This window comes from Streptomyces sp. NPDC046349 (genome assembly GCF_055587885.1).
Genome location: NZ_JBVJFK010000005.1, coordinates 191,487 through 203,469 on the forward strand (window position 1 = coordinate 191,487; position 11,983 = coordinate 203,469).

Below are 11,983 nucleotides of genomic sequence, written 5' to 3' on the forward strand. Positions count from 1 at the left end.
GGCCGGGGCCGCAGGCCGGGGCCGCAGGCCGGGGCCGCAGGCCGGGGCCGCAGGCCGGGGCCGCAGGCCGGGGCCGCAGGCCGGGGCCGCAGGCCGGGGCCGCAGGCCGGCGGCGGGCCCCGGGAGGGCGGTGCGGCGGACGGTCAGGAGGCCGAGGTGTCCTTCGGGAAACCCAGGCGGGCACGGAGCGGGACGCGCTCGTCCGCACCCACCGCAGCCGCGCCGTCCGTCACCGTCTCGTAGACCGCCAGGATGTCCGCTCCGACCGTGGACCAGTCGAAGCGCCGGACGTGCGCCGAGCCGCTGGCGCTGAGGCGCGCGCGGCGGTCCGGGTCCCGCAGGAGGGCGATCGCCCCGGCTGCCAGGGCGTCCGCGTTCTCGTTGGCGAAGAGGTCCCCGGCCCCGCCCTGGTCCAGGACCTGCGCGAAGGCGTCCAGGTCGGACGCCAGCACCGCGGCGCCCGCCGACAGGGCCTCGACCAGGATGATGCCGAAGCTCTCGCCGCCGGTGTTCGGGGCCACGTAGACGTCGACGCTGCGCAGCAGCCGTGCCTTGTCCTCGTCCGAGACCATCCCGAGGAACTCCACGCGCGAGCGCAGGTCGGCGGGGAGCGAGGCCACCGCCTCCTCCTCGTCGCCGCGGCCCGCGACCAGCAGCCGTACGTCCGGACAGGCTTCCACGATCTTCGGGAAGGCGGCCATGAGTACCGGCAGGCCCTTGCGCGGCTCGTCGATGCGGCCGATGAAACCCAGTGTCTGGCCGCCCCATTCCGCCTTGGGCTCGGCCTTGGCGAAGAAGTCGACGTCGACGCCGTTCGGGATCACCACGGCGTCCCCGCCCAGGTGCTCCACGAGCGTGCGCCGCGCGTACTCGCTCACCGCGATCCGCGCGCTGATCTTCTCCAGCGCGGGCTGCAGGATCGGGTACGCCGCGATCATCGCCCGGGAGCGCGGGTTCGAGGTGTGGAAGGTGGCCACGATCGGCCCCTGGGCCGCCCAGCAGGCCAGCAGGCCCAGCGAGGGCGAGGCCGGCTCGTGGATGTGGATGACGTCGAAGGTGCCGTCGTGCAGCCAGCGCCGGACCCGGGCCGCGGAGAGGAAGCCGAAGTTCAGCCGGGCCACGGACCCGTTGTACGGGACCGGCACGGCACGCCCCGCCGGGACCACGTACGGCGGGAGCGGGGTCTCGTCGTCGGCCGGGGCCAGCACCGACACCTCGTGGCCGAGGCCGATCAGGTGCTCGGCCAGGTCCCGGATGTGGAACTGGACGCCGCCCGGCACGTCCCACGAGTACGGGCACACGATGCCGATCTTCACTGCGTGCGCTCCTCCAGGTCTTCCAGCCAGAGGCGCTGCAGCATGTGCCAGTCCTCCGGGTGCTCGGCGATGCCCCACGCGAAGGCGTCCGCCACCGCCTGGGTCATGGCGGTGGTCTTCTCGGCCCGGGTCCCCGTCTTCGGAACCTCCACCTCGGGGTGGATCCGGCCGTACATCTTCGGCGTCTCGCCGTAGTGCAGGGTGGCCGGGACCAGCACCGCACCCGTCTGCTGGGCCAGCAGCGCCGGGCCGGCCGGCATCCGCGCCGTCGCGCCGAAGAAGTCGACCTCGACCCCGGAGGCCGACAGGTCCCGGTCCGCGACCAGGCAGACCAGGCCGCCGGAGCGCAGCCGCCGGGCGAGGGTGCCGAAGGCGGCGCCGCCGCTGTGCGGCAGGACCTCCATGCCCAGGCTCTCGCGGTAGGCGACGAAGCGGTCGTAGAGGGTCTCGGGCTTGAGGCGCTCGGCGACGGTGGTGAAGGGCACCCCGAGGTGGCCGATGGCCCAGGCTCCGGCGAGGTCCCAGTTGGCGAGGTGCGGCAGGGCGACGACGACTCCGCGCCCGGAGGCGAGGGCCTCGCGCAGGATGTGCTCGTCCCTGAACTCGACGTCCGTGCCGAACCGCTCCGGGTCCATGGTCGGCAGCCGGAACGACTCCATCCAGTACCGCATGTACGAGCGCATGCCGGCCCGGGAGAGCTCGCGAAGCCGCTCGGGACCGGCGTCGGGCACCACCCGGGCCAGATTCGACTCCAGCCGCAGCACGCTCTTGCCGCGGCGCTTCCACGCGAAGTCCGCGATCCGCCGGCCGAGGGCCACGGCGGCCGGCTCGGGCAGCTTCTTGACCCCGGCCCAGCCGAGCCCGTACAGCCCGTCGACCAGCTTGTCCTGTGCGGCGCCCATCAGGCGGCGCCCCCTTCGGAGGCGGCAGCCGCGGCGTCGGCCTCGGCGGACTCGCGGCGTACGGTGACCACGCGCTGGATCAGCGTGACGAGCGAGCCGGCGGCGACCACCCACAGGGCGATCGGCAGGAGCACGCCGATCCAGGACGGCACCCCGAAGGTCTGCAGTCCGGACAGGCCGGCCGCGACCAGCGAGATCACCAGGCGCTCGGCGCGTTCGACGAGCCCGTTGACGGCCACCGGCAGCCCGATCGACTCGCCGCGCGCCTTCGTGTAGGACACCACCTGGCCGCTGGCCAGGCAGAAGATCGCCACCGCGCAGAGCGCGTTGTCGTTGCCGGTACCGGCGTACCAGAGGGCGAGGCCGCCGAAGATCGCCGCGTCGGCCACCCTGTCGAGGGTGGAGTCGAGGAAGGCGCCCCACCGGCTGGAGATGCCGGCCTGGCGGGCCATGTTCCCGTCGACGAGGTCGGAGAAGACGAAGAGGGTGATGGTGATGGTGCCCCAGAAGAACTCCCCGCGGGGGAAGAAGACCAGCGCGCCGGCCACCACTCCGGCCGTGCCGATCAGGGTGACCGCGTCCGGGCTCACCCCCCGCCGGAGCAGAAATGCGGCGAATGGCGTGAGAACACGCGTGAAGAATGCACGCGCGTACTTGTTCAGCATGGCCTTCCCGGAGGGTCGCTGGGCCGCACGGCCACCACGGCCACCGGCTGGCCCATCGTAGCCAGCACGCCGCCGCCGGAACGCCGCGCACCCACCGGTTCTCGCTCCGTAAGGCGTACTCCGTGCCGCCGGCGGTCGGCGGTGCGGCACGGGTGCGCTCCCTGTACGCCCCCGGTACGTCCGCGGTACGACGTATGGACGCCGCGTGACAGCGGTGCAAAGCTCGTAGAACCGCGCATTCCTCATGCGCGGGGACAAGGAACCCACCCTCCTCACCGTCACCACCGGGAGGCACGAGCACCATGGGAGCCACATCACACCAAGCCGGAGCCGCCGGCAGGGCACTGACGGCCGACCGCCCGTCCTCCATACGGAACGTCGTGCTGGTCGGCCACAGCGGATCCGGCAAGACCACCCTGGTCGAAGCCCTCGCCCTGACCGCCGGAGCGGTCAACCGGGCCGGACGGGTCGAGGACGGCGCCACCGTCTCCGACTACGACGAGATCGAACACCGGCGCCAGCGCTCCATCCAGCTCTCCCTCGTCCCCGTCGAATGGGACGGGATCAAGATCAATATCTTGGACACCCCCGGATACGCCGACTTCGTCGGGGAACTCAGGGCCGGTCTGCGCGCGGCGGACGCGGCCCTGTTCGTCGTCTCGGCCTCGGACGGGATCGACGGCGCCACCCGCATGGTCTGGGACGAGTGCGAGGCCGTCGGCATGCCCCGCGCCATCGTCGTGACCCACCTGGAGGCCTCCCGCTCCGACTACACGCAGATGACCGCGGTCTGCGGCGAGATCTTCGGCGCGGACGACCCCGACGCCGTCATCCCCCTCTACCTCCCCCTGCACGGTCCCGCCGGCCCGGACGGGCACGCCCCCGTCACCGGCCTGCTCGGCCTGCTCTCGCAGCGCGTGTACGAGTACGCCTCCGGGGAGCGCGTGGAGCGCGACCCGGACCCGGCCGAGCTCGCCCTCATCACCGAGGCCCGTTCCCGCCTGATCGAGGGGATCATCGCCGAGAGCGAGGACGAGAGCCTCATGGACCGCTACCTCGGCGGCGAGGACATCGACCTCAAGACCCTGGTCGACGACCTGGAGCGGGCCGTGGCCCGCGGCACCTTCCACCCCGTCCTGATGGCCGCTCCCGCCGCCGACGGCGCACGCCAGGGCCTCGGCACCGTGGAACTCCTCGAACTGATCACGGGCGGCTTCCCGACGCCCCTGGAGCGCCCCGCCGTCACCGTCACCCGTCCCGACGGCTCCGCCCGCCGCGACGTCACCTGCGATCCCGACGGACCGCTGGTCGCCGAGGTCGTCAAGACGTCCTCCGACCCCTACGTCGGCCGTGTCTCCCTCGTGCGCCTCTTCTCCGGCACCCTGAGCCCCGAGCAGACCGTCCACGTCAGCGGGCACGGCCTGGCCGACCGGGGCCACGAGGACCACGATGTCGACGAGCGGATCGGCAGCCTCACCGCCCCCTTCGGCAAACAGCAGCGCGTCCTCGGCAGGTGCATCGCCGGGGACCTGGCCTGCGTGGCCAAGCTCAGCCGCGCGGAGACCGGCGACACCCTCTCCGCGAAGGACGACCCGCTCCTCATGGCGCCCTGGTCCATGCCCGACCCGCTGCTCCCCCTCGCCATCGAGGCCCACAGCAAGGCCGACGAGGACAAGCTCTCCCAGGGCCTGGCCCGGCTCGTCGCCGAGGACCCCACCATGCGGCTGGAGCAGAACCAGCACACCCACCAGGTCGTCCTGTGGAGCCTCGGCGAGGCCCACCAGGACGTCGCCCTGGAGCGGCTGCGCACCCGCTACGGCGTCCAGGTCGATCCCGTCCCGCACAAGGTGAGCCTGCGCGAGACCTTCGGCGGCAAGGCAGCCGGCCGCGGCCGGCACGTCAAACAGTCCGGGGGCCACGGCCAGTTCGCCATCTGCGAGATCGAGGTCGAGCCGCTCCCGCCCGGCAGCGGAATCGAATTCGTCGACAAGGTGGTCGGCGGCTCCGTGCCCCGCCAGTTCATCCCGTCCGTGGAGAAGGGCGTGCGCAGCCAGGCCGCCCGCGGGGTCGCGGCCGGCTATCCGCTGGTCGACGTGCGCGTCACCCTCCTCGACGGCAAGGCGCACTCGGTGGACTCCTCGGACGCCGCCTTCCAGACCGCCGGCGCGCTCGCCCTGCGCGAGGCCGCGGCGGAGGCCCGGATCGACCTGCTCGAACCGGTCGCCGAGCTCGACGTCCTGATCCCCGACGAGTACGTCGGGCCCGTCATGAGCGATCTCGCGGGCCGCCGCGGCCGTGTCGTCGGCACCGACCAGGCCGGTTCCGGACGCACCCGGGTCCGCGCCGAGATCCCCGAGATCGAAATCGGTCGCTACGCCGTCGAGCTGCGCTCCGTCTCGCACGGCACCGGCCGCTTCGCGCGCGCCTACGCCCGGCACGAACCCATGCCGCCGCAGATCGCGGAGAAGGTGCGTGAACAGTCCGAGAAGGGAACGTAGTCGAAGGAGCGCCGGGATGCCGCCCACCCAACCGGCTTGCGGCGGGCGGCATTTCCCTGTCCCATGACCATGGGGCGGGATACGCCGATAGGCTCGTCGGCGCACCAAAAAAGCATGAACGCACAGCGAGGGGGGCAGCGGTGGCGGACGACGGATTCGACTTCAGGCCGGGCGCACAGATTCCACTGCAGAACGGCGGGGGCCAGACGGCGGCGACCAACGCCCTGGCCTCGGCCGCGTACCGCGACGGCGGCAAGGACACCAAACTCGAGGCGATACTCGGGGCCAACAGCGAGAACCACCCGGCCACGGTGAAGCCGCCGAAGCTCTCCCTCTTCGAGCCCAGCCTCGGCGAGGCCTTCTGCCGGGCCGTCGAGGCCCGCACCCTGGGGGCGGGCCGCAAGCCGCTCATCCAGTCCTTCGGCGCCGACCCGCAGACGGTCGTGGAGCACTGCCTTGCCGCGTCCCGCATCCGCAAGGAGCGCGACCGCAGGCTCCGGCTGATCATGCTGGTCTGCGGCGTGCTGTTCCTGCCCGGACTGCTCTTGTGGCTGGGGCTCTTCCAGCTCCGCAAGTCCCTGGCCTCCAAGCAGGGCAAGCACTCCTGGCTGGGCACCGTGCTCCTGGTGGGCGTCGGCCTCGTGGCGGCCGTCCTGATGTTCCGGCTGCCCCTCACCGGCTTCCTCGGCCTGTACGCCCGCGGCATGCTCATCGCCCCCGCGCTGGGCTGGCTGCTCGCCCGCCGCACCTGCGAGTCCACCGCCCGCGACCTGCGCGAACGCTGGGACGGGCTGTTGTCCGGGGGCGGTGTCGCCGCCAAGATCCCCGAGGCCGTGCCCGGCAACCCCGACGAGAAGGCCCGCGAGGACCTGCGCCATCAGCTCGCGAAGCTCACCGCGGAGGACCGCAGCAACCAGGTCTTCTACGCCGGCCCCAAAGGCATCCTCGGCATGGGCACCCGCTGGGGCAACTGGCAGATGGCCGAGGAACTCGCCCCGAAGGACGAGGGCAAGGAGATCCACCCCTTCCGCGCCTGGGACGTCATACGCGCGATCGACGCCCAGCTGCGCAAGCTCGAGCGCGGCCCGCTGCACACCGGCGGCTTCCCGCCCGCCGCGATCCAGCACTGGATCGTCACTCCGGTCGGCGAGGGCGCGGCCGAGGTCGCCCGCCCCACCGGCGAGAACGTCGACGCCTTCCTCGTCAAGCCGCACGAGGTCACCCGGATCTGCAACGAGCAGCAGTTCAACTCCGGAAACCGGCACTACCTGGGCATCCAGTACCCGCTCTGGGACGGCCAGCTGATCATCAACATGCTGGTCACGGTCACCGTGCTCTACAAGACCCTGCGCGTGGACGTCACCGCGCACGCCCTGGGCCCCGTGCACGGCCTGTTCACCACGAAGTCCAAGGCCCCGGTGGTGGAGGTGCCCAAGAGCATCCGCTTCTGGGAGACCGTGGAGAAGCCGCTGCCGCTGGTGGACGCCCAGGAGGTGGTGCGCCTCGCCGTGCGGGCGCCGCTGACCTGGTATCCGCCGGTGCTCGACTTCTTCGGCGGGAAGCTGGTCCTGCCCGAGCCCTTCGGCCTGCGCCACGTCTGGGCGAGCTCGATGTGGCGCCACCGGTTCATGGCCGACGACGCGCTGCGCACGGTGGCTCCGGTCCTGCGCGCGATCCACACGGCGACCTTCAAGGTCCTGGAGGAGAACGGCGTGGACACCGAGCGCTTCACCAACCGCTCCTCGATCATGAGCGGCCTCATCCAGGAGCCTTCGCCGCGCAAGGCCGACGTCTACGACGCCTAGCTAGGCTGGAAGGGGAGCAGGAGACGGGCCGAGGAGGCAACCGTGACGGAGCGCAAACCGCCTGGCGTGGACTTCGAGTCCTTCGTGGACCGGCAGATCAGGCAGGCCGCCGCCCGCGGCGACTTCAAGGAGCTGCCGGGCTTCGGCAAGCCGATGGCCTCGCTCGACGCCCCGTACGACGAGCTGTGGTGGATCCAGGACAAGATGCACCGCGAGGGCTTCGCCGCCCTCCCGCCGGCGCTCGCGCTGCGCAAGGAGGCCGAGGACGCCCGCGAGGCGGCTGCGGCGGCGCGCACGGAGCGCGAGGCGCGGGCCCTCCTCACCGAGGTCAACGACAAGATCCGGGCGGCCCTGCGCATGCCACCGCCGGGCCCTGCACTCAACCTGAAGGAGTTCGACGTCGAGGCCGAGCTGCGGGCCCGGCGCGAGAACCGCGCCTCGTAGGCCCCGGCACGGCCGGGATCCGCGACGTCGGCCGCGGCCGAGCCGGGGTCAGCCGACGGGCCAGGCCTCGGCGAGCATCTGGCGCGTGTCCGCCAGGAGTTGGGGCAGCACCTTGGTGTGACCGACCACCGGCATGAAGTTCGTGTCCCCGCCCCAGCGGGGCACGATGTGCTGGTGCAGGTGCGCGGCGATGCCTGCGCCGGCCGCCGCTCCCTGGTTCATGCCGATGTTGAACCCGTGGGCACCCGAGGCCTTGCGCAGCGCCACCATCGCCCGCTTGGTCAGGTCGGCCAGCTCGGCCGTCTCCGGGGCGTCGAGCTCGGTGTAGTCGGCGACGTGGCGGTACGGCACGACCATCAGGTGGCCGCCGTTGTAGGGGTAGAGGTTCAGCACGGCGTAGACGTGCTGGCCCCGCGCCACGACCAGGCCGTCCTGGTCGGACATCTCCGGAATACCGCAGAAGGGACAGCCGTCCCCGGCCTCCGGGCCGGTCGGCTTGTTCTCCCCTTGGATGTAGGCCATCCGGTGGGGCGTCCACAGACGCTGGAACGCGTCCTGCGTGCCGACCCCGATCTGCTGCTCCGGCTCAGTCGTCATGGCATGCAGCATATGACCTTGCCCGCGCGGACGAAGAAGGCCCCCGGAAAGTGATCACCTTCCGGGGGCCCCGACGGTGCGGATCAGACCTGGACGCGGTCCGCGACGACCTTCGCCAGCTTGGCCAGCGCCTCGTCCTTCGGGATGCCGTTCTCCTGCGAACCGTCGCGGTAGCGGAAGGAGACCGTGCCCGCCGCCATGTCCTCGTCACCGACGATGATCATGAACGGGACCTTGAGCTTCTGGTGGTTGCGGATCTTCTTCTGCATCCGGTCGGAGGAGGCGTCCACCTCGACCCGCAGGCCCTGCTTCTTCGCCTGGGCGGCGAACTCCTGCAGGTACTCGACGTGCCCGTCGCCGATCGGGATGCCGACGGCCTGGACCGGCGCCAGCCACGGCGGCATGGCGCCCGCGTAGTGCTCCAGCAGGACCGCGAAGAACCGCTCGATCGAGCCGAACAGAGCGCGGTGGATCATGACCGGGCGCTGGCGCGAGCCGTCGGGGCCGGTGTACTCCAGGTCGAAGCGCTCCGGCAGGTTGAAGTCGAGCTGCACGGTCGACATCTGCCAGGTACGGCCGATGGCGTCGCGCGCCTGCACCGAGATCTTCGGGCCGTAGAAGGCCGCGCCGCCCGGGTCGGGGGTCAGGGGGAGGCCCTGCTTCTCGGCGACCTGCTGGAGGACCGCGGTGGCCTCCTCCCAGACCTCGTCCGAGCCGACGAACTTCTCCGGGTCCTTGGTCGACAGTTCCAGGTAGAAGTCGGTCAGGCCGTAGTCGCGCAGCAGGTTCAGCACGAAGGTGAGCGTGCGGTCGAGCTCCTCCGCCATCTGCTCACGGGTGCAGTAGATGTGCGCGTCGTCCTGGGTGAAGCCGCGGGCCCGGGTCAGGCCGTGCACGACGCCCGACTTCTCGTACCGGTACACGGTGCCGAACTCGAACAGGCGCAGCGGCAGTTCGCGGTAGGAGCGGCCGCGCGCGTCGAAGATCAGGTTGTGCATCGGGCAGTTCATGGGCTTGAGGTAGTAGTCGGTACCACCGTCGAGCTGCATGGGGGGGTACATGCCCTCCGCGTACCAGTCCAGGTGGCCGCTCTTCTCGAAGAGCGCGCCCTTGGTGGCGTGCGGCGAGTAGACGAACTCGTAGCCCTCCTCCTCGTGCCGGCGGCGCGAGTAGTCCTCCATGACCCGGCGGATGATGCCGCCGCGCGGGTGGAAGACGGCGAGGCCGGAGCCGATCTCGTCCGGGATGGAGAAGAGGTCCAGCTCGTTGCCGAGCTTGCGGTGGTCGCGCTTCTCGGCCTCGGCGAGGAAGTCGAGGTGGGCCTTCAGCTCCTCCTTCGACGGCCACGCGGTGCCGTAGATGCGCTGGAGCATCGGGTTCTTCTCGCTGCCGCGCCAGTAGGCGGCCGCGTTGCGCATGAGCTTGAACGCCGGGATGTTGCGGGTGGTGGGCAGGTGGGGACCGCGGCAGAGGTCCTTCCAGCACAGCTCGCCGGTCTTGGCGTCCAGATTGTCGTAGATGGTCAGCTCGCCGCCGCCCACCTCGACGTTCGCGCCGTCGTCGGTGGACGCCGAGCCCTTGATGCCGATGAGTTCCAGCTTGTACGGCTCGTCGGCGAGCTCCTCGCGGGCCGCCTCGTCGGTGACGACGCGGCGGGAGAAGCGCTGGCCGCGCTTCTGGATCTCCTGCATCTTCTTCTCGATGGCCTTCAGGTCCTCCGGGGTGAAGGGCCGGGCCACGTCGAAGTCGTAGTAGAAGCCGTTCTGGACCGGCGGGCCGATGCCGAGCTTGGCCTCGGGGAACAGCTCCTGCACGGCCTGCGCCATGACGTGCGCGGTCGAGTGGCGCAGGATGTTCAGGCCGTCCTCGGAGGAGATCTCCACCGGCTCGACGGTCTCGCCGTCCTGCACCTCGTACGCGAGGTCCTTCAGCTCGCCCGCGACGCGGGCGGCGACGATGGTGCGCTCGCCGGCGAAGAGCTCAGCCGCCGTAGTGCCCGTGGCCACCACGCGCTCGTCCCGCTCGGAATCGCGTTGGATGATCACACGGACGTCTGACACCGGTCTCTCCTGACTCAGGGGGTGCGCGAGCGAACGCTGCGCGCCTGAATCGTACCGAGCCGAGTGGCTGCGCCGCTAAACGGTTCCTCCCGGCTCCGCCGCGGCCCCGCTCACACCGTACGGGCGGCCCCGGTCGGACCGAACGCCGGCTCCGGCCCCCCAAGGGCCTCCCCTCGGCTCGCGAACGCTGAGCGGGAGGGGTTCCTGTGGATCGGGGGTGGGTTCGCTCGGCCTGCGGGAGACCCGGTGTGCCCCCGCCGCACCCGAAGGGGGCCGAAACGGCCCCGTGGGGCGGGGACACCGCGGGGGCGTCCCCGCAGGTCCAGCGGACCCGTCCCCGGGCAGGGGGCCGGTTCTGCTCAGAGTTCGCGAGCCGGGCATCGCCCGGAGGGGCACCCACGGGAGCCGGCCGGTGGAAATTCGGTCGCCCCGCCGGAGGCCACCGGTAGCGTGGGTGGCCGCCCCGACCCCCGGAGGGACCCGTATGCCGAGCCCGCACATACGCCCGCTCGACCTGAGCGACGACGCCACCGCGGCCGCAGTGCACCGGATCGGCCGGGCCGCGTACGCGGTCGAGGCGGAGATCATCGGCTTCGACGGGATTCCGGCCCTGCGCGAGAGTCTCGCCGAGATGCGCGCGCAGGACTTGCGCTGGGTCGGTGCCGTGTCCGAGGGCGGCGAGCTGGCCGGCTTCCTCGCCTGGGAGGAGGAGCCCGGCGGCGGCATCGGCATCGACCGGCTCTGCGTCGCCCCGGACTTCTTCCGCCGGGGCATCGCCTCCCTGCTGCTGCGCCACACCCTGGCCGAGCTCTTCCCCGACCGCCCCGTCCAGGTCGCCACGGGGGCCGCCAACACCCCCGCCGTCCGCCTCTACGAGGCGCTCGGCTTCACCCGCGGCCCGGACTTCTCCCCCGTCCCGGGACTGACCATGGCTTCCTTCGGCCGGGCCGCCCCGGACATCTCGTGCGAAGGTCGAAGGGGGACTTCCGACCCGGGCTGAGGTGACACCCATGAGAGTCTCCAGGAACGCGGCCGCCCTGTGCGCCGCGGCGGCCGTACTGACGGGCGGGCTGCTCGTCGCCGCCCCCGCGGAGGCGGCACCGGCCGCCCCGTGCACAGGGGACCGGCTCTCGGCCGCCGATGCGGTGCGTACGGACTCCACGCGGGTGCGGTTCACGGTGGTGAACGAGGGCCCGGCGTGCGAGCTGCGCGGCTTCCCGACGGTGGCGCTGGCAGGGCATGGCGCCCCGGACCGCAACACGCCGCTGCGCGTCGTCCCGCGCGGCGAAGCCCGCCCCGTGCTGCTGTCCCCGGGCGGGTCCGCGTCGACGGTCCTGACCTTCACCCCGGTCCTCGGCGAGGCGGACGGCTACTGCGCCTCCGGCGCCGAGCCGACCACCGCCCCCTCCCTCGTGGTGGGCGTCGCGGGTACGGGCTTCCAGGTGGCACCGTCGGACGGCGGACAGTTCGCCCTGTGCGGCGACTCCGTCCGCGCCACCGCCTTCCGCTGACCGCTGCCGCCCCTCCTGCCGCCAGGGCCGGCGCGACCCGGATCCGGAAGGGACTGCCGTAAGGGCTGTCCCGTCGTCCCCGGCGGATCAGCGCGGCGTCGGGCGCGGTGCATCGGCGCAGGGCCGCGACCGCGGCTCGTACCGGACGTACCTGCGCGACCCGAGTACGTCCGGTACACGGGAGC

Annotated in this window: 10 protein-coding genes; 5 read left to right on the forward strand and 5 right to left on the reverse strand. The window is 72.1% G+C overall.

From position 1 onward, the window contains the following. Positions 1 to 143: 143 nt before the first annotated feature. The 3 genes from ACZ6JS_RS13885 to pgsA are packed head-to-tail and all read right to left on the reverse strand — an operon-like array spanning position 144 to position 2,883. The gene (locus ACZ6JS_RS13885) at positions 144 to 1,316 is read right to left on the reverse strand and encodes a glycosyltransferase family 4 protein (protein ID WP_469297819.1); all 1,173 of its coding nucleotides are present in this window, start codon (positions 1,314 to 1,316) and stop codon (positions 144 to 146) included. Beyond that, complete coding sequence (locus ACZ6JS_RS13890; protein ID WP_469297820.1) at positions 1,313 to 2,218, reverse strand: phosphatidylinositol mannoside acyltransferase; 906 nt, start codon at positions 2,216 to 2,218, stop codon at positions 1,313 to 1,315. The genes ACZ6JS_RS13885 and ACZ6JS_RS13890 overlap by 4 nt, the downstream gene beginning before the upstream one ends. Further along, on the reverse strand, positions 2,218 to 2,883 hold the full coding sequence (gene pgsA / locus ACZ6JS_RS13895) for a phosphatidylinositol phosphate synthase (protein WP_469297821.1): 666 nt from the start codon (positions 2,881 to 2,883) through the stop codon (positions 2,218 to 2,220). The genes ACZ6JS_RS13890 and pgsA overlap by 1 nt, the downstream gene beginning before the upstream one ends. Positions 2,884 to 3,185: 302 nt before the next feature. On the opposite strand from pgsA, the gene ACZ6JS_RS13900 reads away from it, so the two are divergent. From ACZ6JS_RS13900 to ACZ6JS_RS13910, 3 genes are all read left to right on the forward strand, one after another. Continuing rightward, positions 3,186 to 5,381: an elongation factor G-like protein EF-G2 gene (locus ACZ6JS_RS13900; RefSeq protein WP_469297822.1), complete on the forward strand. Its 2,196-nt coding sequence runs from the start codon at positions 3,186 to 3,188 to the stop codon at positions 5,379 to 5,381. 140 nt (positions 5,382 to 5,521) lie between these two features. Further along, positions 5,522 to 7,186, forward strand: a complete 1,665-nt coding sequence (locus ACZ6JS_RS13905; RefSeq protein WP_469297823.1) for a hypothetical protein — start codon at positions 5,522 to 5,524, stop codon at positions 7,184 to 7,186. A gap of 42 nt (positions 7,187 to 7,228) precedes the next feature. Further along, positions 7,229 to 7,630, forward strand: a complete 402-nt coding sequence (locus tag ACZ6JS_RS13910) for a DnaJ family domain-containing protein (RefSeq protein WP_469297824.1) — start codon at positions 7,229 to 7,231, stop codon at positions 7,628 to 7,630. A gap of 48 nt (positions 7,631 to 7,678) precedes the next feature. Here ACZ6JS_RS13910 and ACZ6JS_RS13915 read toward each other — a convergent pair whose 3' ends face one another. Together ACZ6JS_RS13915 and thrS are read right to left on the reverse strand one after the other, a co-directional pair. Next, positions 7,679 to 8,239, reverse strand: a complete 561-nt coding sequence (locus ACZ6JS_RS13915) for an HIT family protein (RefSeq protein ID WP_469297825.1) — start codon at positions 8,237 to 8,239, stop codon at positions 7,679 to 7,681. Between the two features lie 71 nt (positions 8,240 to 8,310). After that, positions 8,311 to 10,287, reverse strand: a complete 1,977-nt coding sequence (gene thrS / locus ACZ6JS_RS13920; protein WP_469297826.1) for a threonine--tRNA ligase — start codon at positions 10,285 to 10,287, stop codon at positions 8,311 to 8,313. A gap of 484 nt (positions 10,288 to 10,771) precedes the next feature. Here thrS and ACZ6JS_RS13925 point away from each other — a divergent pair, with 484 nt between their 5' ends. Both ACZ6JS_RS13925 and ACZ6JS_RS13930 read left to right on the forward strand, forming a co-directional pair. After that, positions 10,772 to 11,287 carry a GNAT family N-acetyltransferase gene (locus tag ACZ6JS_RS13925; RefSeq protein WP_469297827.1) on the forward strand — a complete coding sequence of 172 codons (516 nt, stop codon included), beginning with the start codon at positions 10,772 to 10,774 and terminating at the stop codon, positions 11,285 to 11,287. Between the two features lie 10 nt (positions 11,288 to 11,297). Further along, positions 11,298 to 11,798 (forward strand): DUF4232 domain-containing protein, encoded by a 501-nt coding sequence (locus ACZ6JS_RS13930; protein WP_469297828.1) that lies wholly within the window; start codon positions 11,298 to 11,300, stop codon positions 11,796 to 11,798. The last annotated feature ends 185 nt before the right edge of the window (positions 11,799 to 11,983 follow it).